Origin of the sequence: Alcaligenes sp. Me129, assembly GCF_050487245.1 — a bacterium.
Classification (GTDB): domain Bacteria; phylum Pseudomonadota; class Gammaproteobacteria; order Burkholderiales; family Burkholderiaceae_B; genus Alcaligenes; species Alcaligenes phenolicus.
On the sequence record NZ_JBKQGX010000003.1, the window covers coordinates 267,823 to 290,415 of the forward strand.

The 22,593-nt window shown below is 56.9% G+C and carries 19 protein-coding genes and 1 riboswitch; of the genes, 6 read left to right on the forward strand and 13 right to left on the reverse strand.

All coding sequences use genetic code 11. The features are described 5' to 3' along the window. Positions 1-462: 462 nt before the first annotated feature. Positions 463-1,290, reverse strand: a complete 828-nt coding sequence (nadE, locus tag ACLPGZ_RS05175) for an ammonia-dependent NAD(+) synthetase (RefSeq protein ID WP_115635263.1) — start codon at positions 1,288-1,290, stop codon at positions 463-465. A 283-nt stretch (positions 1,291-1,573) separates the two neighbouring features. On the opposite strand from nadE, the gene ACLPGZ_RS05180 reads away from it, so the two are divergent. Continuing rightward, the gene (locus ACLPGZ_RS05180) at positions 1,574-2,227 is read left to right on the forward strand and encodes a GntR family transcriptional regulator (RefSeq protein WP_086059780.1); all 654 of its coding nucleotides are present in this window, start codon (positions 1,574-1,576) and stop codon (positions 2,225-2,227) included. 84 nt (positions 2,228-2,311) lie between these two features. On the opposite strand, the gene ACLPGZ_RS05185 is transcribed toward ACLPGZ_RS05180, so the two are convergent. The 6 genes from ACLPGZ_RS05185 to ilvD form a co-directional block, all read right to left on the reverse strand. Then, positions 2,312-3,760, reverse strand: a complete 1,449-nt coding sequence (locus ACLPGZ_RS05185; RefSeq protein ID WP_258866324.1) for an amidase — start codon at positions 3,758-3,760, stop codon at positions 2,312-2,314. Next, a complete protein-coding gene (locus tag ACLPGZ_RS05190; protein WP_115635265.1) occupies positions 3,757-5,049 on the reverse strand; it encodes a TRAP transporter large permease in 1,293 nt (430 codons plus the stop codon). The genes ACLPGZ_RS05185 and ACLPGZ_RS05190 overlap by 4 nt, the downstream gene beginning before the upstream one ends. Beyond that, the gene (locus ACLPGZ_RS05195) at positions 5,050-5,562 is read right to left on the reverse strand and encodes a TRAP transporter small permease (protein ID WP_021447035.1); all 513 of its coding nucleotides are present in this window, start codon (positions 5,560-5,562) and stop codon (positions 5,050-5,052) included. 18 nt (positions 5,563-5,580) lie between these two features. Next, entirely contained in the window at positions 5,581-6,603 is a 1,023-nt protein-coding gene (locus tag ACLPGZ_RS05200; RefSeq protein WP_429641028.1) for a TRAP transporter substrate-binding protein, read from the reverse strand. Positions 6,604-6,755: 152 nt separating this feature from the next. Continuing rightward, positions 6,756-7,241 carry a cupin domain-containing protein gene (locus ACLPGZ_RS05205; RefSeq protein WP_009462584.1) on the reverse strand — a complete coding sequence of 162 codons (486 nt, stop codon included), beginning with the start codon at positions 7,239-7,241 and terminating at the stop codon, positions 6,756-6,758. Between the two features lie 172 nt (positions 7,242-7,413). Beyond that, entirely contained in the window at positions 7,414-9,273 is a 1,860-nt protein-coding gene (gene ilvD, locus ACLPGZ_RS05210; protein ID WP_429641029.1) for a dihydroxy-acid dehydratase, read from the reverse strand. Positions 9,274-9,436: 163 nt separating this feature from the next. Between ilvD and ppc the strand changes: the two genes are divergently transcribed. After that, complete coding sequence (ppc, locus tag ACLPGZ_RS05215; RefSeq protein WP_429641030.1) at positions 9,437-12,271, forward strand: phosphoenolpyruvate carboxylase; 2,835 nt, start codon at positions 9,437-9,439, stop codon at positions 12,269-12,271. A 139-nt stretch (positions 12,272-12,410) separates the two neighbouring features. Beyond that, positions 12,411-13,193, forward strand: a complete 783-nt coding sequence (locus tag ACLPGZ_RS05220) for a sulfite exporter TauE/SafE family protein (RefSeq protein WP_429641031.1) — start codon at positions 12,411-12,413, stop codon at positions 13,191-13,193. A gap of 85 nt (positions 13,194-13,278) precedes the next feature. Here ACLPGZ_RS05220 and ACLPGZ_RS05225 read toward each other — a convergent pair whose 3' ends face one another. Beyond that, complete coding sequence (locus ACLPGZ_RS05225; RefSeq protein ID WP_239055052.1) at positions 13,279-13,848, reverse strand: class I SAM-dependent methyltransferase; 570 nt, start codon at positions 13,846-13,848, stop codon at positions 13,279-13,281. A 119-nt stretch (positions 13,849-13,967) separates the two neighbouring features. On the opposite strand from ACLPGZ_RS05225, the gene ACLPGZ_RS05230 reads away from it, so the two are divergent. Together ACLPGZ_RS05230 and ACLPGZ_RS05235 are read left to right on the forward strand one after the other, a co-directional pair. Next, entirely contained in the window at positions 13,968-14,189 is a 222-nt protein-coding gene (locus ACLPGZ_RS05230) for a hypothetical protein (RefSeq protein ID WP_009462588.1), read from the forward strand. A gap of 4 nt (positions 14,190-14,193) precedes the next feature. Beyond that, on the forward strand, positions 14,194-15,408 hold the full coding sequence (locus ACLPGZ_RS05235) for a class I SAM-dependent methyltransferase (RefSeq protein WP_115635269.1): 1,215 nt from the start codon (positions 14,194-14,196) through the stop codon (positions 15,406-15,408). A gap of 223 nt (positions 15,409-15,631) precedes the next feature. On the opposite strand, the gene ACLPGZ_RS05240 is transcribed toward ACLPGZ_RS05235, so the two are convergent. Further along, entirely contained in the window at positions 15,632-16,774 is a 1,143-nt protein-coding gene (locus ACLPGZ_RS05240; protein ID WP_429641032.1) for a hypothetical protein, read from the reverse strand. Positions 16,775-16,785: 11 nt separating this feature from the next. Further along, positions 16,786-18,888: a lytic transglycosylase domain-containing protein gene (locus ACLPGZ_RS05245; protein ID WP_230940618.1), complete on the reverse strand. Its 2,103-nt coding sequence runs from the start codon at positions 18,886-18,888 to the stop codon at positions 16,786-16,788. Between ACLPGZ_RS05245 and ACLPGZ_RS05250 the strand changes: the two genes are divergently transcribed. Continuing rightward, positions 18,887-19,516 (forward strand): 5-formyltetrahydrofolate cyclo-ligase, encoded by a 630-nt coding sequence (locus ACLPGZ_RS05250; RefSeq protein WP_035273579.1) that lies wholly within the window; start codon positions 18,887-18,889, stop codon positions 19,514-19,516. The two genes, ACLPGZ_RS05245 and ACLPGZ_RS05250, sit on opposite strands and share 2 nt — an antisense overlap. Before the next feature lie 143 nt (positions 19,517-19,659). Here ACLPGZ_RS05250 and metF read toward each other — a convergent pair whose 3' ends face one another. From metF to ahcY, 3 genes are read right to left on the reverse strand one after another with little or no spacing between them, the layout of a single operon-like run. Continuing rightward, complete coding sequence (gene metF / locus ACLPGZ_RS05255; RefSeq protein ID WP_021447042.1) at positions 19,660-20,499, reverse strand: methylenetetrahydrofolate reductase [NAD(P)H]; 840 nt, start codon at positions 20,497-20,499, stop codon at positions 19,660-19,662. Beyond that, on the reverse strand, positions 20,496-20,834 hold the full coding sequence (locus tag ACLPGZ_RS05260) for a phage holin family protein (RefSeq protein WP_203145157.1): 339 nt from the start codon (positions 20,832-20,834) through the stop codon (positions 20,496-20,498). The genes metF and ACLPGZ_RS05260 overlap by 4 nt, the downstream gene beginning before the upstream one ends. Positions 20,835-20,876: 42 nt before the next feature. Then, a complete protein-coding gene (gene ahcY, locus ACLPGZ_RS05265; RefSeq protein ID WP_026484121.1) occupies positions 20,877-22,274 on the reverse strand; it encodes an adenosylhomocysteinase in 1,398 nt (465 codons plus the stop codon). A gap of 74 nt (positions 22,275-22,348) precedes the next feature. Next, positions 22,349-22,441, reverse strand: a riboswitch (S-adenosyl-L-homocysteine riboswitch). Positions 22,442-22,593: the final 152 nt, after the last annotated feature.

A 22,593-nucleotide genomic window follows, 5' to 3' on the forward strand; every position in this document is an offset into this window, starting at 1 on the left:
AGGTGGAAGCAGGCTCTAAGCGGCACCCGCGATCTGCATAGGGTCAAGACTCATCATTGCGGGCTGGATAGCAGCATCAGGACTCGGTCGGTTCGATTGGACTGACTCGAATCTGACTCTTAATGAACTGCACCTCACACCGCGTCTTGCCAAGTCTACTCCTGCTGCTGTGAAGCAGCTTAAATGCTGCACACGAAAGCTTGAAATCTACAACAGGGGTTCAAGTCTTGTGATCCTCAGTCGCCTGAGAGCTGCAACAGGCATCACGTGCGAGTGCTGGTGCTGGTGCTGGTGCTGGTGCTGGTGCCTTCAGTCTGCTCTTGCAGAGCTCCCGACTTCTTTTTTTTGTGGGCAATAAAAAACGCCCTTAGGTTGGATGCCTCAGGGCGTTTCTCTATATTCAGGGGCTTCTTTAGACAAGGCCGTAACGGCTATGGCTGCCTTTATCCCCTCAAATCATGCTCAGGGCGCCACCGGCAATGCACGTTTATGCGCTGAAGCACGGAAGGTTTTGATGATGATCTGCGTGGCTTCATCATCAATCACTTTGCCTTCCAGAAAATCATCAATCTGGTCATAGCTGACACCAAAGGCGTCTTCGTCCGGTTTCAAGGGGCTAAGGCTTTCCAGATCAGCAGTGGGGACTTTGAACACCAAGGCATCAGCAGCGCCCATCGCACTCGCCAAGGCACGCACACGGCGTTTGTTCAAACCTGCTAAAGGCGTAATGTCAGCAGCGCCATCACCAAACTTGGTGAAAAAGCCCATCAAGGCTTCAGCGGCGTGGTCTGTACCCACCACCAAGCCACCGTTCGCACCAGCAATCGCGTACTGCGCCACCATACGTTGACGGGCTTTAATGTTGCCCATCAGAAAATCCTGTTGAGCAGCATCGCGGAACTTCAGGCCGGAGGCCAGCAATTGCTCCAGCATGGCATCCGATGCGGGCTTCACGTTCACAACCAAGGTCTGATCGGGATTGATAACCTTCAAACCACCTTGGGCGTCTATCTCGTCAGCCTGCTCACCGTAAGGCAAACGCACGGCGATGAATTGCGCTTGATGGCCTTGCTGACGTGCCTGCTCTACGGCTCGCTGAGACAGACACCCAGCCGCCAGGGAGTCCACGCCCCCGCTGATCCCCAGGACCAGGCTGCGGCAGCCGGTACGCAGCAGATAGTCACTTAGAAAGCGGACGCGACGTTCGATTTCTTCCTGAGCATCGAAATGATCCGTGATCCCCAATTCCGCACGGATACTGGCTTGCAAAGCGCGTTGATCATCAGTCATGGCGCAGGCTCTCTACACAAAGTGAACAATAGTTCGATTGTAAAGGACTGGGAGAGCTGTGCCATACCGCCTTATCAGGGGCTTTTAAAAAATTGGGATCCTTATTCATTAAAAATGGATTCTGTATATAATCTTCAGTCAAGAAAAACAAATCGCCCTTACTGAGACAAGCCCCTTTGCTATAGCTCGGGCACCATAAAACCAGCCCATGCCATCCGGTGCCTTGCGCGACATTGAGCGTGCCTACGCGCCCGGCTGGCAGCAAGCTCACCAGACGTATCCCATGAGATCCTCAACTGAAATCGCAGACGAAATCCTGAGACGTATTCAGTCCGGCCACTACCGGCCCGGCGACTCGCTAAGTCAATACGAGCTTGCGGAGGAGTTTCAGACCAGCCGCACCCCTGTTCGGGAAGCCCTGCGTTTTCTGGAGGCACGCCGCGTGACCTCGTTGACCAAGACCGGGCGCACGATTGTGGCTATTCCTTCTGCCAAATCAATCCGCGAGGCATTTCAGATTCGGGCCGAACTGGAAGGCTTGGCAGCGCAACTGGCGGTGGACTGGATCAAGGACTCAGATCTGGAGGTCCTGATGCAGCATCAGTCCGACTATGCCCGCACCTTGCGAACGCGTGTGCGCAGCGAGGAGGGGTCAGAATGGTTGCAACACAACCGCTCTTTCCATGACCTGATTACGATCACCAGTCACAACGAGCGCCTGCACGAGCTGATTCAGGAGCTGCAAAACGACAGCGTCTCCAGCGCTTTAAGTTTTGCCTCCAAAATGCCGCCGCGTTTGATGGAAGAAAATATTCTGGAGCATGAGGCTATCATCGCCGCGCTGGCCGATCGCAATGGCACCGCCGCTCGAGAAGCCATGACGGAACACGTTGCCAAGACCATGAATCTGGTCCTGGACTGGTTGCCAGAGCGCTAAGCAAAAAAACAGTGCCACCCGCAAGGAGAGGTGGCACCGCACAATCAAGGTGGTTTGCGATCCCCCGGACAAACCACCCGATTGTTAAAACCGCGGCCTGCGCACCTGCAAGCAATCCTCTACCAGTTGGGCAACATCCACCAGCCATTCATCCTGATATAAACCCGCCACCAGTTGCAGCCCCACGGGCAAACCGGAGGCGCTGATACCGGCTGGCAAGGAAATAGCAGGCTGCCGCGTCAAATTGAAGGGATAGGTATAGGGATTCCAATCCAGCCAATTCTGCGAAGCGGCGTCAGACGGTGCTTCCCGGCCCGCCTCAAACGGCAATATCGGAACGGTAGGCGTCAGGACCAGATCAAACTGCGCAAAATGCCGAAGCATGGCTTCACCCAGCTTTTGTCGGCCAATCAGGGCTTGGTAATAGTCCGGCAAGCTGTTCTTCTCGCCCTTACTGGCAACCTGGCGCAGACCTTCGTCCACCAAAGGACGCTGTGCCGCAGAGACTTGATTCACCAACCAGGCCGTACCAGCTTCCCAATGCGCTGTAATCAGCTCTTTTGCACCGGCCAGGGGTAGCTCGGTAGGCACTATATGCGCCCCCTGCTCTTGCAGCTTGTCGGCCGCCGCCTGGATGATGCCCCTGACCTCGGGGCTGCACTGCTCATCCAGATGCAAACCGATACGCAGGCCCTGCAAGGTAAGAGAGGGAGCTCGCACATGACGCGGCAAGGGCACCGAGTTCCAGTCACGTGGGTCGGCCTGCATCATGACGTTCAGCAAGCCTTTCAGGTCCGCCACGGATCGGGCCATGGGACCGACATTGGATAAAGTCAGCATCGGGCCGGCAGGCCAGGCAGGTACGCCCCCAAAGGTAGCTTTCATGCCGGTGACACCGCAAAAGCTGGCGGGAATCCGGGTGGATCCGCCACCATCCGTACCGATTTGCAGCGTCCCCATCCCCGCTGCCAGCGCCGTGGCCGCACCGCCGCTGCTGCCTCCGCTGGTCAGACTGAAGTCCCAGATATTACGGGTGACTCCCGTTAAGGGACTGTCCGCCGTTCCCTTCCAGCCAAACTCCGAGGTCGTCGTTTTGCCGATCAGTACCGCCCCGACCTCACGCATCCGCGCCACCGCAGGCGCGTCATCCTGGGCAGCGTCCGCCATCTTTGCTGCACTTGAACCATAGCCAGTCGGTAAGCCACGAACCAGAAGCAAATCTTTAACTCCGTACGGAATGCCATCCAAAGGGCCGCGTTCAGCGCCTGCCATCCAGCGTGCTTCTGACTCGGCAGCCTCTTGCAAGGTCAAGGCACGGTCCAGATAACAGTAGGCATTCACAATGGGGTTCCAGCGATCTACCGCATCCAGCGTAGCCCTTGCCACATCTACAGGAGACACCACTTTGCTTTGATACAAACGCTGCAGTTCATCCGCACTGGCATAAATCAGATCCATAGAAGTGGGAGACGTCATGTCCACGGCGCTCTCAGATTTGGAGATTGGCTCATCCTTATGGGAACTGCGCATCATGCTGACGCCTCCATCAAACGAACCAGCACCAGGGAGATCTCAGGCACATAAGCCAGGATGAACAGAACGATGATGGCTGCAATGACAAAGGGCATGACCCCTCTCACCACCACCTCGTAAGGCTGGCCAGACACGGAGACCGTCGTGAACAGATTCAGGCCAAAGGGAGGGGTAAAGAAACCCACCACCAGATTGACGCAGAACACCACACCCAAATGGATAGGATCCACACCCAAGGCAATGCCGATAGGAACCAGAATCGGTGCCAGGATCACGATGCTGGCTGCAGCATCCATCACGCAACCAACCAGCAGCAAAAACACCACCAACAAAGCCAGGTACAGGAACTGTGTATCAAGCAAAGGCGTCAGTTCCGTCACCATCAGCATGGGGATACGCGCCGAGGCCAGAATCCAGCCAAAAATACCGGCTGCACCCAGAATAATGCCCACCATGGAAGAGGTTTCTACCGAGCTTTTCATGACTTGCCACAGAGTGCCTACAGTGAACTGGCGGTAGCACACGCCCAACACCAGGCTGAATACCACACCTACGGCGGCGGCTTCGGTAGGCGTGAACACACCACCATAGATACCGCCCAGAATCACAACAGGCATCAGCAAGGACGGAATCGCCTTCAAAGCCACCATGACCATCTCTTGCGAGGTATAGGAACGCGTTGCGCTTTTAGGCACTTTCAGCTTTCTGGTCAGCAGCATATGGGTCAGCATGAAAGCCAGAGCCATCAACAAGCCGGGCAGGATATTGGCTACAAACAGCTTGGGGATAGAAACGTTGACGGTTGCGCCATACAGAATCAAGGCAATGCTGGGCGGAATGATATTGCCCAAGGCACCGGACGAAGCCGTAATCCCTGTCGCCAAAGAAGCTGGGTATTTCTGCGCGATCATCGCGGGCATCATGATGGCACCAATAGCCGCCACCGTTGCCGGAGCCGAGCCAGTCAAGGCACCAAACATCGCACAAGCAATCACCGTCACATAGCCCAGTGCGCCATGGACGCGCCCGACCAGCATGTCGATCAGATCAATCAGGCGCCTGGACAGGCCCGCCTTTTCCATCAGGTTTCCCATCAGGATAAAGAGCGGCACCGCCAGCAAGGGGAAGGAGTCCAGCCCCGCCATCACACGCTGCGGCACAACAATCAGTGGCCGCATGCCGGTAAACAGCAAAAACAGCGCACTGCACAGCAATAAGGAAAAAGCGATAGGAATGCCCGCGATGAACAGCGTGAACATCAAGCTAAAAAGTAAGAGAGCTTCTTGCATTTACACCCCCTGCGCCGCTGGGCTGGGCTGATCCCGATACCCGTCCAGCAAGGCATTCACACACTGCACGGCAATGATGGCGCCGCCTACCGGCAAGGCCGCGTACACATAGGCCATGGAGATGCGCATGGCAGGACTAAGCTGTTGGTAAACGATGGCAATCAGTTGCAAACCCTGCACCAGCAGGACCAGTGCGCAGGTCAAAATCGCAATCTGAACCAAGCCGCTATGCACTTGGCGGGCTTTGCCTTTCAGTCGCATCACCAGCAGGTCAATCACGGCATGGCCATTGCTTTTAACCAGCACAGCCGTTCCCAGCATGATCATCCAGATAAAGCTGTAGCGTGTGATTTCCTCAATCCACGGTGGGGAGTAACCCATAAAATAGCGCCCGGCCACCTGTATTGATGCGGCCAGCACAATCAGCCCCAGAAATGCCGCCCCCAAGGTTCTGCATAAGCTATCCAGGCGGGTACTGACTCTATCGGCCCAATCGAGCAAAGAGTGTTTCATGATGGATATCCGCCAGGATTATTGAGAAAGCGCCGCAGCACGGGTGACCAGATCAGGATCAATCACCGTCTTGTATTTTTCATAAATCGGCATGACGGCTTTGCGGAACTGCGCTTTATCCACATCGGCATTAATGGACACGCCTGCCTCCATCAGTTTCTTCTCGATCTGCGCTTCGTTCTGGATCAGGAACTGACGTTGCTCCTGCACCGACTCACTAGCCGCTTTCTGGAAGATGGCTTTTTCATCAGCCGATAAGGTGTCCCAGACCCGCCCGGAAATCACCAAAGGAATAGCCACATAAACGTGCTCGGTTCGGGACAGATAAGGGGCCGCTTCGTAAAAGCGACTGGTATAGAACAAGGCCGTGGGGTTCTCTGCACCATCAATGGTTTTTTGCTGCAGGCCGGTAAACAGCTCCGGATACGCCATGGAGGTGACATTCACGCCCAGCGCCTGCCAGGTATCCACATAAATAGGACTTTCCGGCGTACGCACTTTCATGCTGCTCAGGTCCGACAAACTGCGGATTGCGTGCTTGGAGTTATACAGATTCCGGAAACCGCCATGCCCCCAGCCCAAAATTTTCAGGCCGGACTTTTCCAGATCTGCTTCAATCGGATCCGTGAAACTGGAGTCCAGCGTTTTAAAGGCGGTCTGGTAATCCTTGAACAGGTAAGGCAGGTCAAACACCATCGCTTTTTTCTCGAAGGTGCCCAGCGTAAAACTGGCCAGCAAGCTCATATCTACCGTGCCCAGCTGCATGCCTTCGGCCACATCACGCTCGCCCCCCAACTGCGCACCGCCCAGTACTTGAACCTTGATTCGACCCTGGGTTTGTTCTTCCACCCGCTTGGCAAAATTCGTGGCCAAGTGGTGGTACATGTCTTCACTTTGCTCTACCGAAACGTGGGCAAGCTGTAGCGTTCGCGGGTCTTTGCTCTCGTTGTTGGCGGTATCGCCAGAACCGCCTTTGCCACATGCGCTCAGCGCGCCCAGCATCGCCAGAACCGCGATTCCCACTCGTGTCATTCGTTTCATGATCGTCCCCCTGCATCCTGTGGTATTGAATTTCTGTTCAGTTTTATTTGTGTTTCAAGCCAGCCCTGATCGGGCTTTTTTTGCTTGTTGATGCTGCCCATACACAAAGGCATGGGCAGCTTTCCTGTAGCTCGCTGTTAAAGCCGGACCGCTTACACCGCTCTGGATTCTTCCTCTAGGGAACGGCGGGTTTTCATATTGAAGCGGCCTTCATAAATCGCGGGCTGGCGGGTGGTCGGCCCCATGTACTGCACGTACAGAATCTCGCCATCTTCCAGCGTCGTTAGTGCGTGCTCGTAATGCGGGTCCGGGTGAAACACCATGGTGCCCTCGCCGTAGATCACGCCATTGATCTCGAACTTGCCCGCCAGGATGTACCAGATCTGGGCAAAGTAATGGCTGTGCAAAGGGTGCCCGGAACCCTTCAGATACTTCACGACCCCGGCATTGGGAATGGTGGGGTCGTCTTGCGTGGGGTGGAACATCATCTTGGTGAACTGCCCTTCGTAGCGCAGGTTGTCCCACTCCAGATCATCCCGATGCTTGACCGCCATTTCCCGGTGAGCCGCCGTCAGCGGGCCACCAATGCCACCCGGATTCAGAATCGGAGCCAAGGTAATTGGATCTATTTCACTCATCACTTCCTCCTTAAAAACCAAATTAACAAAATGGGATCCCGTTTTGCATGAAATGGATTCTATCAGGACGATGGCACTGGAATATTCGTATTTACCCGGTACGTTTCTACCAGGCATAAAAAAACCCCACCTGCTTCAAGGCAGGTGGGGTTTTTACAAGCAGAACTAGTGCTTAGCGATCCAGCTGCGACACGTCACGCACCGCACCACGGTCAGCCGAAGTGGCCAGCGCGGCATAGGCTTTCAGTGCTTGCGACACAACGCGCTCGCGGTTCACTGGCTTCCAGGCCTTAGAGCCACGCGATTCCATTTCGGCACGGCGTGCGGCCATTTCTTCATCGCTGATAGCCAGGTGAATACGACGGTTGGGGATGTCGATCTCGATGGTGTCGCCATCTTGCACCAGGGCGATGTTGCCACCCTCAGCCGCTTCAGGCGAAGCATGACCAATCACCAGACCGGACGAACCGCCGGAGAAGCGACCATCGGTGAACAAGGCCGAGCTTTTGCCCAAGCCCATGGATTTCAGATAGGAGGTGGGGTACAGCATTTCCTGCATACCAGGGCCACCTTTGGGGCCTTCGTAGCGAATGATGACCACATCGCCTGCCTTGACCACGCCGTCCAGAATGGCGGCAACGGAATCGTCCTGGCTTTCGTAAACACGCGCCGTACCGGTGAAGGTCAGAATACTTTCATCCACGCCAGCGGTTTTCACGATACAACCGTTGATGGCCAGGTTGCCGTACAACACGGCCAAGCCACCGTCTTGCGAATAAGCATTAGCCTTGTCGCGGATACAGCCTTTGGCGCGGTCTGTGTCCAATTCCTGGTAGTAACGGTCCTGGCTGAAAGCCACTTGGGTCGGAATGCCGCCGGGGGAAGCACGGAAGAAGTCGCTGATGGCTTTGACGTTGTCGCCCTTGACGTCCCAACGCTTGATGGCTTCACGCAAGGTACCACTGTGCACGTTGCCCACGTCCAGGTTCAGCAAGTCGGCACGGGCCAGTTCGCCCAGAATGGCCATGATGCCGCCCGCGCGGTGCACGTCTTCCATGTGGAATTCGGGGGTGGCGGGAGCCACTTTACACAGGCAAGGGACGCGGCGCGAAATCTTGTCGATATCGGCCATCGTAAATTCCACACCGGCTTCCTGGGCAGCGGCCAGCAAATGCAGCACGGTGTTGGTGGAGCCGCCCATGGCCACGTCCAGGGTCATGGCGTTTTCAAAAGCCTGGTAGGTGGCGATGTTGCGTGGCAGAACGGATTCGTCGTCTTGCTCGTAGTAGCGTTTGGCCAGATCCACGATCAGGCTGCCAGCGCGCTCAAACAAGCCTTGGCGGCGAGCGTGGGTGGCAACAATGGTGCCGTTACCAGGCAGGGACAGGCCCAGCGCCTCGGTCAGACAGTTCATGGAGTTGGCGGTAAACATGCCCGAACAGGAACCACAGGTCGGACAAGCGCTGCGCTCAACGGCTTCAGCCTGTTCATCAGTGACATTAGGGTCAGCGGCTTGAATCATGGCGTCCACCAGATCCAGCTTTTGCACCACGGTCTTGCCGTCTGGCGAGTAGACCTTGCCCGCTTCCATCGGTCCGCCCGACACAAACACCACAGGAATGTTCAGGCGCATGGCGGCCATCAACATACCGGGGGTGATTTTGTCGCAGTTGGAGATACACACCATGGCGTCGGCACAGTGGGCGTTGACCATGTATTCCACCGAGTCGGCGATCAGTTCGCGCGAAGGCAGGGAATACAGCATGCCGCCGTGGCCCATCGCAATACCGTCGTCCACAGCAATGGTGTTGAACTCTTTTGCCACACCGCCGACCGCTTCAATTTGACGGGCAACCAGCTGGCCCATGTCTTTCAGGTGTACGTGACCCGGTACGAATTGTGTAAAGGAGTTCACCACCGCAATGATCGGTTTGGAGAAATCCTCGTCTTTCATACCGGTGGCGCGCCACAGGGCACGCGCGCCGGCCATATTACGACCGTGGGTCGAGGTACGGGAGCGATATTGGGGCATGACTACTCTCTGAACAGGAAAATTATGTAAAGATACCTATCATAAACGTCCCAAGGCGCTTTGTGCGCGTCAAGGTCGGGCAGGCGTCTTACAGTAGGGCGGCTACCGATCTGGCACCCAGAATCCTTTGCAGCAAAACCCCTTATTTAACAGGAGATATATTATGCCGCAGGCCGTGCCTGACCTTTCCAACCTGCTTAGACAGGACATCCGCTTTCTGGGCAAGGCCCTGGGAGAGGTGATTCGTGATAGCGAAGGAAAGGCGACCTTCACGCTGATTGAAGCCCTGCGCCGGGCGGCTGTCAGTTTCAGACGTGAACACGATCCGCAGCAAGCACGGATTCTGGAAAAAGACATTCCCAAACTGAATGATGCGCAGGCCCGCTCCGTGGCCCGTGCCTTTGCCTACTTTCTGCACCTGTCCAATATTGCCGAGGACCGCGACCAGAACCGTCGCCGCGAAGAGCAAGATCCTGAAAAACTGCTGGGCAGCCTGCAACACGCCATTCAAACCTTGATGGACCAGGGTTTGAGCGCCAAAAAAATTCGCCGCTATCTGCAAGAAGCCTGTGTGATGCCGGTGCTGACGGCTCACCCTACCGAGGTTCAGCGCCAAAGTACGCTGGCTGTGCATATGGCCATTGCCGATGAATTGAACGGCCTGGATCACAAAGCCAGCGCCACACAATCGGCCCGCACCCAGGAAAAGCTGACCGGTCTGGTGTCCCTGCTGTGGCAAACCCGCATGCTGCGCGACCACAAACTGACGGTGATGGACGAGATCGACAACGCCCTGGCCTATTACGGCTCCACCTTCCTGCCCACCATTCCGCAGCTGTACCACGATCTGGACCGTTTGCTGGAACCGGGCAAGAAAAGCCTGCTGGATCAGAAAACACGCTCCCTGCCCGCCTTTTTGCGCATGGGCAGCTGGATTGGCGGTGACCGCGATGGCAACCCCAATGTAGGCCCTGAAACAGTTGAACAAGCGGTGCTGCGTCAGTCGACACGTGCGCTGCAACACTATCTGGAGCAGATTCGTCTGCTGGGTACGGAAATCTCCGTATCCGACGCACTGAACCGCGTCAGCAAAGACTTGGCAGCCTTGTCGGCCAGCAGCCAGGACCCCTCACCACATCGTGTGGACGAGCCTTATCGCCGCAGCTTTATTCATCTGTACGCCCGTATGGCGGCCACTGCTCAAAACCTGCTGGGCCGCGATCTGGCTGATCGCCCCACTTACGCTGCCCCCGCTTATGCCAACCCGCAAGAGTTCAAAGCTGAGCTGCAAATCATTGCCGACTCCTTGGCTGAGAACAAAGGCGGCGCCATTGCCGGCCTGCGTTTGAACGAATTGATTCAAGCTGTGGAGGTTTTCGGCTTCCATCTGGCCACTTTGGACCTGCGCCAAAGCTCGGACGTGCACGAGCGTGTGCTGGACGAGCTGTTCCGCGTGGCAGGCACGCTGTACAAGGACGAACCCGTCAATTACCGCCAACTGTCCGAAGAAGACCGCATCACCTTGCTGCGCTCGGAGCTGCGTCACCATCGCCCTCTGGTTTCGCCCTGGTATCGCTACTCGGAAGAAACCGAGAAAGAATTGTCCATTCTGCGCAAAGCCGCCGAATGCCGACGTCGCTTTGGTGCGCGTGCGCTGGAACAAACCATTGTGTCGCACACCGAAACGCTCAGCGATTTGCTGGAAGTGCTGGTGCTGCAACAAGAAACCGGCCTGATCGTGCCCAACTCCAACGAGCCAGAACACCAAGGTCTGATGGTTGTACCGCTATTCGAAACCATCCCTGACTTGGAGCGAGGCCCGCAAATCATGCAGGAATGGCTGGATATGCCTGAAATCCGCCAGCGTGTGCGTCACGCTCAGGACAGCGTACAGGAAGTGATGCTGGGTTATTCGGACAGTAATAAAGACGGTGGCTACCTGACCTCCAACTGGACGCTATACCGTGCCGAGCGCGAATTTGCGCAGGTTTTCTCGCGCCGCAAAGTACGTCTGCGCCTGTTCCATGGCCGTGGCGGTTCGGTAGGCCGAGGCGGTGGTTCCAGTTTCGACGCTATTTTGGCGCAACCTCCGGGCACCGTGAATGGTCAGATTCGTCTGACCGAGCAAGGCGAAATGATTCAAGGCCGCTACAAGGATGCGGACGTGGGTCGCTGGCATCTGGAGCTATTTGTCGCAGCCACGCTGGAAGCCAGCCTGGGTTCACGCAAAGGCTCGTCCAATGACGACGAACATCTGGCTGCGTATGGGGAGGCCATGGCCTGGATGTCCGAGCAGGCTCATCAAAGCTATCGCCAACTGGTCTACGGCACGCCGAACTTTGATCAGTACTTCTTCCAGTCCACTCCTATCAAGGAAATTGCTGGCCTGAATATCGGCTCGCGCCCTTCGTCGCGCAAGGCCACGCAAAGCATTGAAGACCTGCGCGCCATCCCCTGGAGTTTCTCCTGGGCACAATGCCGTCTGCCTATTCCTGGCTGGTACGGCATGGGCACGGCCATGGACCGCTATCTGGAATCGGGGCTGCCCAATGATGGTCTGAACCGCAACAAGCGCTTGGCCCAACTACAAGCCATGGCACGTGACTGGGCCTTCTTCCGCACCCTGCTGTCCAATATGGAGCAGGTGCTGGCCAAGACTGACCTGGATATCGGCCTGAAATACGCCGGTCTGGTCGAGGACGAGGAACTGCGCGAGACCATCTTCACGCAAATCCGTGACGAGTTCGAGCTCACCCACCAACTGTTCCGTGAAATCACCGGCCACGAGCTGCTGGCGCATGATCAGGCTTTGCAAGATGCCCTGGCTGAACGCTTTGCCTACATTGACCCGCTGAACCACTTGCAGGTGGAACTGCTACGCCGCCATCGTCGTCAAGGTGAAAAAGCCAACAAGCCCACACGCAGCGGTGTGAACAAGCAACACGTCATCCACCTGACGATCAACGGTATCGCGGCTGGTCTACGTAATTCGGGCTAACTCCAAGCCATGGAAAGCTGCCCTATTAATTACTTTTATAAATAAGCTAATTTCCAAAAGAAGTTAAGAGCGTACAATAAGCCATTACTACGCTTTTTAAAAAAGGCGTGATCCCCACCGGGGTCACGCCATCTGGCTTATGGCGCTTGCAATCATTCTGGGAATTCTGACTGGCCTGTCGCTAGGTTTGACTGGCGCGGGTGGCGGTATTTTGGCCGTGCCCGCTTTGGTACTAGGCATGGGTTACAGCATGACAGCGGCCACACCAGTGGCCTTGCTGGCTGTGGGCGCCGCAGCCTTGGTCGGCGCTTCGGATGGTTTGTACAAACATATCGTGCGCTATCGTGCAGCCATGTTCATGGCCGTAACAGGCGCTTTGGTAACATCACTGGGTGTGCGTATCAGCCATGCCTTGCCAGAAAAAGTGTTGGTGACCCTGTTTGTCGCCATCATGCTCTGGATTGCCACCAAGATGCTGCGTCGTCCGGCGGCAACGGCGCATGCTCATACACCCTGTTGCCTGAACCCGGAAACCGGCCGCCTGCGCTGGACGCCAACAGGCACCGCCACCTTGGCTTCCATTGGTGCGGTAGCGGGTTTGTTTTCAGGCATGTTGGGTGTAGGCGGCGGCTTTCTGATCGTGCCTGCCTTGAAGCGTTTCAGCGACCTGTCCATGCACAGCATTGTGGCCACATCCTTGATGCTGATCGCCCTAATTTCCCTGAGTGCTTCGGCCATGAGTCTGGCTCACGGGGCGGAGATTCCCCTTAGCGGCTGGGTCTTTGTGGCCTCGGCCATGGGTGGAATGGTGATAGGCCGACAACTGGCCCCTCATATTCCTTCTGTGCGCTTGCAGCAAGGATTCAGCATTCTGACGGCCGTAGTGGCCCTGTCCATGCTGGCACGTACCTATCTGTTTTAAGCCGCGATTCGATACACGCGCTCAAGCAACAACGGATACATGGCTTTGAGCCAAGCGCTGCGCTTGGCTCAAAACTGCACATACTTTACTCGCAGATACTGCCACCACCGTCTTGCGGATTCAGACGGTAATCGCTGAAAGAGCCGCCCTCACGCGGACGCACGGCGACAATGCGCTGAACAATATGGTCCGGATCGGCCCGGAAACCATGCTCATACGCCACGATATCCAGGTCCGCACACCAGCGCAGCAGCTCCCCCGGCTGCAACAGAAAGTCCGGATTACGTGGCGTGTTGTATTGCTCGTTGCCCACCCCAAAGGTTTCGTAAACCAGTACCCCACCTGGCTCCAGACTCTCCAGCAAAGTCGGCATCAAGGGACGCCACAGATACTTGGTCACCACCAGGGCATTGAACTTGCGCCCCGCGAAAGGCCAGGGACCGTTTTCGATATCAGCCTGGATAATTTCCCCGTAAGGTGAAGTCGCTGCCACCGCTTCCAGGTCCCGGTCTACACCGATCACGGTATTGCCGCGCTCGGCCAACCAGCGGGCATTGCGCCCCCGACCACAGGCCACATCCAGGACCGTGCCCGGATTCGGAATCAAATGGGCCCATGCCTGTAACCAGGCGCTGGCCTGTTCCCTGTCGTTCATCCTTACCCCTTTGCTAAGCAGACAAAACGCCCATGGTAACGCAGCAGTGGGCAAGCTCAAGCACAGCACTGGCCTGGGCTACAATTGGCCCCGATTCCACGCTATTTTTTTGAGGGTGTATGAAAGTTCTGCTGCAAAAACCCATATTGCTGATGGCCGTTCTGTGCCTGCCTTTATGGTTTGTCTACGGCAACTTCATCCTGGCCGCTGCCACCTCCATCCTGATCGGGATGCTGGTGGGCATGATCCGCACCCTGCACCAAGTGACCCAGGCCAAGAAAGCCAGCGCCAAGAGCGCCGCCCCGGCTTCTTCCGAGACACCTAACGACAAGCCCAACTGACGCCATGAACGTACTGTCCGCCCCTGCCCTGCCACACGGTTTGCCTCCCCTGTCCGAGGAACTGAAGAAACACGTCGCACAGGTTAACGATTACTTGCTGGACCGCATTGCCGATGAAGGCGGTTTCCTGCCTTTCGACCAATGGATGCACCATGCGCTGTACGCCCCGCATCTGGGCTACTACACCGGTGGCAGCACCAAGTTTGGCAGCAATCAGCCAACGGGCGACTTTACGACGGCCCCCGAACTCTCCCCCCTGTTTGCTCAGACCTTGAGCCGTCAGGTCATGGAAGTGCTGGAAGGCAGCCAATCCCTGTCCATTCTGGAGTTTGGCGCGGGTAGCGGTGCTTTGGCCGAAGCGCTGATTACGGAATTGCGCAAGCAAGGTATCGAGCCGCAGTATTCAATTCTGGAAGTGTCGCCGGACTTGCGTGCGCGTCAGCAAGAGCGTCTGGCCCCCCTGCAAGCACAAGTGCAATGGCTGGACAGCACCCCACACAGCTTCAAGGGTTGCGTGGTAGCTAATGAAGTTCTGGATGCCATGCCTGCCAGCCTGTTCACGTTTGATGTGGCTGGCAAGGTGCTGGAAGTAGGTGTCATTGCCGCAGACGACAGCACGGCCCAAGGCCTGCCAGCGCCTTTCTACCTGGCTACCCGCCCGGCTCCCGACCATCTGGCTTCGCTGGTGGCCGAGCGCGTGGAAGCGCAGCCCTTCTACCTATCCGAGATCAACCTGCAAGCCGAAGCCTGGGTGCGCAGCATGGGTACTTGGTTAAAGCAAGGCGCGGCCATTTTGATCGACTACGGTTTTCCGCAGCGCGAGTACTATCACCCGCAACGTGACAAAGGCACCTTGATGTGCCACTTCCGCCACTTTGCTCATGCCGAGCCCCTGGTGCTGGCTGGCTTGCAGGACATTACCGCCCACGTGGACTTCACCGCCATGGCGGATGCCGCCCTGGAGGCCGGTTTGGATGTGCTGGGCTATACCAGCCAGGCGCGCTTCCTGATGAATTGCGGCATCACCAACTTCCTGGCTTCTCCGCCGGAAGACCCATCGCCCGCCGTGCAACAGCAATGGGCACAGACCATGAGTGCCGCCAACAAGCTGCTGTCTGAAGCGGAAATGGGGGAACTGTTCAAAGTGCTGATTATTGGGCGCGATATTTCAGCCCCAGTGCTGGGCACAATGAGCGGAGATCGACGCGAGCGTCTGTAAAGCGGCCCTTGGGGAACTTCCTGAGGGCATTTCCCTCAAGAGTCATAAGCAGAGATCAGCAAACGGCAGGGTATATACCTTGCCGTTTTTACGTGAAGCAACCGCGCCAGAACACTCCCCCGAGTCATCGCCCCCTAGACGAACACGCACTCAGCAGAAAAAAATAAGCGGCCTATTAGCCGCTTATTTTCTGAGTGTGCACTCTAGGCTGCTCACACATAGACTAAACAGACTGCTCCAAAGCTGCCAATCGAGCTGCGCGCACCGCTTCACGGATTTTGCCTGGCTCGGCCTTGTATCGAGCAGCAACTGCACCGGCATCCACACTGGCCATCACCTTTCGCAAGAAGTCCCATTCCAGCTCTGGAACGTCTTGCAGACAGGCCGCCGCACCGATCAGCTGAGTAAAGCGCTCTGGTTTGCGCAAGGCATCCAAAGACTCCATGACCTGCAAGGCAGATTCCACACCTGCACGAGGCTGCAACAAGGCAGGGCTGGCCAACAGCGCTGGCAAAAGACGGGCCTGGTCGCGCCATTCAGAAGGAGCACGAATCTGCTCGGCCACCTGTCCTGGGGCTTCCGAAATATGGCACAGAACGGCAAAGCAGCTTGCCAGATCCAGACGCCTGTCTTTAGCGACTTGCACTTGGTGGCCCACCTGATCGTTGTAGTTCAAGCCGGGCATGACACGCTCTAGTGCGCCGACTTCCCGCAGTACCTCGAACATGCGAGCGGGCTGCTGGGCAGATAAACCTTTCGCTATTTCCAGATAGATGCGCTCAGGCACCAGCTCGTCCACTTCACCCTGCTCGACCAGATCACGTGCCAGAGCCCAGGTATCGTCGGCCACGGTGAACTCGGAAAAGCGGGCGGCAAAACGTGCCAGACGCAGCAAGCGTACCGGGTCTTCGCTAAATGCGGTGCCCACATGCCGGAATAGACGGGCCTGCAAATCCGCCAAACCATTCAAGGGATCATGCAGATTCCCCGCCGCATCCACGGCCATGGCATTGATGGTCAGATCACGGCGACGCAAATCGTCCGCCAGGCTCACGTCTGTGCCGGTGTAAAAGGTAAAGCCCTTGTAACCACGGCCAGACTTGCGCTCGGTCCGAGCCAGCGCAAACTCTTCTTTGCTATGGGGATTCAGAAAGACAGGAAAGTCGCCACCTACGGGAACAAAGCCGCGCGCGGCCAGGTCTTCGGGCCGGGCACCGACTACGACCCAATCCTTGTCACCCGCTGGCAGCCCCAGCAAGGCATCGCGAACCGCGCCACCCACCACATAGACCTGCAAACCTTCCAGAACAGGATCTGGCGGCCCCATCAGGGCCGCCAAGGCTGCTTGCTGTCTGTCATCTAGCATGGACGGACTCATCAAGGCGAAATCGTACCCAAACGCCCTTTGAGGGACTGCGGCTGACCGCTGAACATCATGGCGTAATAGGTCGCGTTGGAGAGCACGTTTTTCACGTACAAGCGCGTTTCGGTAAAGGGAATGGTTTCGGCAAAAATAGCCCCTTCCACCGGAGTGTTCAAGCGCGAGCGCCACTGGCGGGGACGTCCTGGCCCTGCGTTATAGCCTGCCGATGCCAAGACCTGCGAGCCATCCAGCTGCCCCAGAACCATGTTCAGGTAATTGGTACCCAGCACCGTGTTCACCTCGAACTCGTTCACACGGGAGGGAGAGAAGTCGCGCATATCGATCTTGTTGGCCACCCATTTGGCGGTGGCAGGCATCAGCTGCATCAAGCCCGACGCCCCGACTCCCGAGCGTGCATCGGTAATGAAGCGCGATTCCTGACGGATCAGGCCATACACCCAGGCCGGGTCCAGATTGATGGACTTGGCCTGCTCGGTTACGCGGCCTTCAAAGGGCGCGATAAAGCGCTGGCTGAAGTCGATCTCGTTCTTGGTCAACAGGGAGGTATTCACCACGCGATCATAGATATGCTGCTCGCGCGCGAACTCGGCTGCTGCACGCAACTGTCTGTCGTTCATGCCACGCAAGGCAAAGTTCCACTCGGGTACCGCTTCCGGACGCCAACCCAGCTTGAACAGCTCCACCGCACGCAGCAAGCCCGCATTGGTACGGGCATCCTGCATGTCCAACGGCGTCAAAGGCTGTGGCTGAGGGGGCAAGGAAGGTGTCAGACCCAACTCTTCTGTGGCCAGCTGACCGTAGAAGTTCAGATCACCCACAATGGACTGGAACTTGGCACGAGCCTGATCTTTATGACCCAAGGCTTCATGGGCACGCCCCGACCAGTACACCCACACCGGCTCGGCCTTTTGCGCATCGTTCATCTTGTCGATGGCGGCAGAGACATGCTTCCACTCGATGGTGCCCTGACGCAACTCGGCGCGCACTTGCCAGGCATTGTTGTAATCCGTCATGGGGGTACGACCGGAGCGGCGATACCATTTGGCCGCATCGTCTTCCACCCGCAAGGCACTGATCAGACCAAACTGGCCCCACACCCAATTCAGGTTTTCCTGAGGGATTTTGCCGGCCCAGGTACGGTCGATATAGGCCGCTGCAGCATCACGCTGACCACGACCCAGACGGGACAAGGCCAAGGACACCAGCTCCGGATTGACCGAACTGTTGTTCACATTACGATCCAGCCACTTCTGCGGCGAAGCCATCAAAGCGGTGTAATCCTTCATTTGCGGCGCAGTGAAGATAATCGCAGCCAGGCGGCGGGCCTGGGATGTGCGGTTATTTTCCAGAGCATCACGCATCAGATCACGGACCTGATTCTTGCTGATCACTTTACGGGCGTACAACTGGTCCAGTGCCGACCAGCAGGCCTGGCTTGGAGAGAACGACGCCAGCAAGTCCTGCACATCCACAGGCTGACCGGCCACGTTCTGTGCCGACGCTACTGCACACTTCACAGCCGAGGTAGGGGCGTGAACGGGGGCCAGCTCACGCACCAAAGCATAGTTGCCGGTACGCGCGGCCGCCACAATCCAGTCGGACTTCAGGCGATTTTCCAGGTATTCATCTTGATTGCCGCTCAGGAACAAACGAATTTGCTCATCGGGCACGGGCGTGGTCGTGTCCTGCAAAATCCGACGCAAGCGCCAGTATTCGGCGTAAGAACCCAGAACAGGATCATTCGCGGCAACCGGAGCCAGAGCATCGAGCGCCGTCCAGCGCTTGGCCTGCATGGCATCACGGGCGTCAATCAAAGCCTGACGGGCCGTTGGCGGCACAGGCGGGACTCGATCCCAGCGGCGCACGGCTTCTTTGGCAGGCTGCAACACGACAGCTTGCTTGGCAACGGCAGGATCCGGGGAATGGGTCTGGGCTTGCGGCGACTGCGACCCCGCACAGCCGACCAAACCCAGAGCAAACACCACCAAAGCGCTCAAGGGCGGGCGAGGAAGCATGGATGCCATGCCCCAAGCTGGTGTTTTCTGGTACTTTAGCTGGTTGATACCCATAGTGACGGCCTTTAGAAAATCACCCATGATTCAGAACGTAGAGCATAACGCAGCCGCGCTGCGCACGCGACTAAAAGACCTGCGAGCCGGGCAGCCCTCCATCGACACCAACCGGGGCGCTTTGCTGATCCGGGGCCGTCTGTTTACCTGGCTGGCCACCAACCGCAGCCGCCTGCGTGAACAGGGCCGTGCCGAACCCACCACCATTGCCGCTTTCTGGCCTATGGCCCAGGAGCCGGACTTGCGCCCACTGCTGCTTCAATGGGTGGAAGAGGAAGGCATCAATGTCTGTCTGCCCGTTGTCAAAGAGGCCGATGCCCCTTTGAGCTTTGTCGAGTGGACACCCGAGACCGAAATGGAAAAGGGTCGCTACGGCATCGAAATCCCCATTTCCACTAAAACCATGCAACCGGATATTGTCCTGGTCCCCACCCTGGGCTACACCAGACAGGGTGATCGTCTGGGGTATGGCAAGGGTTACTACGACCGGACCTTGGCGGCGCTGAAAGAACAAAACCACGCTTTTACCAGCATTGGTATTGCCTGGGCAGTGGGCGATTTATCCGGCCAGGCCTACCAGCCCGCCCCGCACGACCAACGCCTGGACAGTATTCTGACTGATAAAGGCTGGGCTGTGCCCGCTCCGGAACTATAAGTAACCCGCTACCACAAACTGTTTAATCCAGAACTCTGTTTACCAAGCAGTTGATTAAACCGGGTCAGATGCTGGCTAGTCAGTTCCCCATGAAAAAACCCGCCACATTCATTTGGCGGGTTTTTTATCGCGACGCGAAGTGCTTAGCGCCAGGTCAGATTCGGCAAGATAGCCATGCTCGCATCTGCCCCGTTCAGGGTGTACATGTGAATGCCAGGAGCGCCGCCATCGAGCAGGTCCTGACACAAGCGTGCCACCACATCGATACCGAAAGCACGAATCGATGCACGATCATCACCAAAATCGGCCAGTCGCAGTCGAATCCAGCGCGGCACTTCTGCACCGCACATGGTCGAGAACCGCAGCAACTGGGACGAGTTGGTAATGGGCATGATGCCCGGTGTGATCGGAATCGTGACTCCTTGCGCCTGGGCTCGCTCAACAAAGCTGAAATACGAGTCCGGGTTGAAGAAGTACTGCGTGATCGCACCGTGCGCACCTGCCTTGACCTTGTTCACAAAGTGACCCAGGTCGTCGCTAAAGCCTGTGGCCTGAGGGTGCATCTCGGGATAAGCGGCCACTTCGATATGAAAGTGTTCGCCATAGTTTTCGCGAATGAATGACACCAGATCGCTGGCATAGCGCAGTTCGCCCGCGTCACCACCCATACCCGAAGGCAAGTCACCGCGCAGGGCCACGATACGTCGTATGCCCTGATCGCGGTAATTGTCCAGCATCTCGCCAAGCTGCGCGGGTGCCGTACCAATGCACGACAAGTGCGGTGCGACATCAAAGCCCAGTTTTTGCAGCAGTGCTACCGCATCGACCGTGCCAGCACGGGTGGAGCCACCGGCTCCAAACGTCATGCTGACATAGGCGGGGTTCAAGCCCATCAAGGACTTGGCGGTGCGCACCAGTTTTTCCTGCGCCGCGATATCTCGCGGCGGGAAAAACTCCAGGCTCAAGGTTTGCTTGTTGCTCATTTCATTAACAATCCCGACAGCAGCCCGGAAACCAGACTGTAGACGATCGCCCCAATCAAGGCCCACCAGAAGCCTTCAACCTGGAAGCCTTTGAGGATGGAGCCCGCAAACCAGAACACCAAGGCGTTGAGCACCAGAAGGAACAAGCCCAAAGTCACAATAGTGATGGGCAAGGTCAGCACAATCAGCAAAGGTTTGACCAAGGTATTGAGCAGACCCAGTACCAGCGCAGCGATCAGAGCTGAGCCAAACGAGGCAACCGTAATACCAGGCAGGATGTAGGCGACAACCAGCAGGGCAACAGCATTCAGGATCCAGACAAGTAGCAAAGTCATGATAGGGCTCCAAGAATAGGCGTCCGAAGACGCCGGTGCGTTTTAGTAGCGGTAGTGCTCAGCCTTGAAAGGCCCTTGCACAGGTACGTTGATGTAATCCGCCTGCGCCTGAGACAAGGTCGACAAGTTCACACCCAATTTCTTCAAGTGCAAACGAGCGACTTTTTCGTCCAGATGCTTGGGCAGTACATATACTTTACCCGTTTCGTAGTTCTCACCACGAGTGAACAGTTCAATTTGTGCAATGGTCTGGTTCGTGAACGAAGCCGACATCACAAAAGAGGGGTGGCCAGTAGCACAACCCAGGTTCACCAGACGGCCCTTGGCCAGCAGAATGATGCGCTTGCCATCAGGGAAAATGATGTGATCAACCTGAGGCTTGATCTCTTCCCACTCCAGATCTTCCACCGAGGCCACGTCAATTTCATTGTCGAAGTGACCGATATTGCACACGATGGCCTGATCTTTCATGCGTTCCATGTGAGAGCGGTCGATCACGTGGTAGTTACCGGTGGCAGTCACGAAGATGTCAGCCTTGTCAGCGGCTTCTTCCATGGTCACAACGCGGTAGCCTTCCATCGAGGCTTGCAGGGCGCAGATAGGGTCAATTTCGGTAACCCAAACCTGGGCGCGCAAGGCGGCCAGTGCTTGTGCGCAACCTTTACCCACGTCACCGAAACCGCAAACCACGGCAATCTTGCCGGCAACCATCACGTCGGTCGCGCGCTTGATACCGTCCACCAGGGACTCACGGCAGCCGTACAGGTTGTCGAACTTGGACTTGGTCACCGAGTCGTTCACGTTGATGGCAGGGAAAGCCAGTTCGCCTTTCTTGGCCATCTGGTACAGACGGTGCACGCCTGTGGTGGTCTCTTCGGTCACACCCTTGATTTGGGCCAGACGGGTGGAGTACCAGGTTTTGTCGTTTTGCAGACGGGCACGAATGGAGGCGAACATGACGCGCTCTTCTTCGCTGCCGGGTTTGTCCAGAACGGACAGGTCTTTTTCTGCACGGGCACCCAGGTGCAGCAACAAGGTAGCGTCGCCACCGTCGTCCAGAATCATGTTGGCCTGTTCACCTGGCCAATCGAAAATGTCGTGGGCGTATTGCCAGTATTCTTCCAGGGTTTCGCCCTTGACGGCGAACACAGGCACGCCAGATGCGGCAATGGCAGCGGCAGCGTGATCTTGAGTGGAGAAGATATTGCACGATGCCCAGCGCACTTCAGCGCCCAGGGCAGTCAGGGTTTCAATCAGAACCCCAGTTTGGATTGTCATGTGCAAACTGCCGGCAATGCGCGCGCCCTTCAGGGGCTGGGAGGCAGCAAATTCCTCGCGGGTGGCCATCAGGCCAGGCATTTCGGTCTCGGCAATGGTCAGCTCGCGGCGGCCCCATTCAGCCAAGGAAATATCGGCAATTTTGTAATCGGTAAAAGTCACAGTCGGGCTCCGTTATACGGCACGCAGACTGCAGGGAGAGCAAATGAATTCTCACCAGCAGCCCGCCATGCAGGTCGTGGTGAGCGTCGTTCTCCAAGGTGGATACCACCTATCCATGCCCCGAGCCTGGCAAGACCGTGAGTCTTGTCGCAACGCCCCTCGAGGATGGCAAATGAATGTGGGTGATTGTACTCGTTTGGATCGTCTTGGGAAGACAGCCCCACGGGTAAAAATCATAATTTCTTCTCATGAGACTGGCACTTGCCCGTCCCACCCAGCGTTGCTGGCTGACTGGTTTCCCGGCCCCGACAACGCTGTC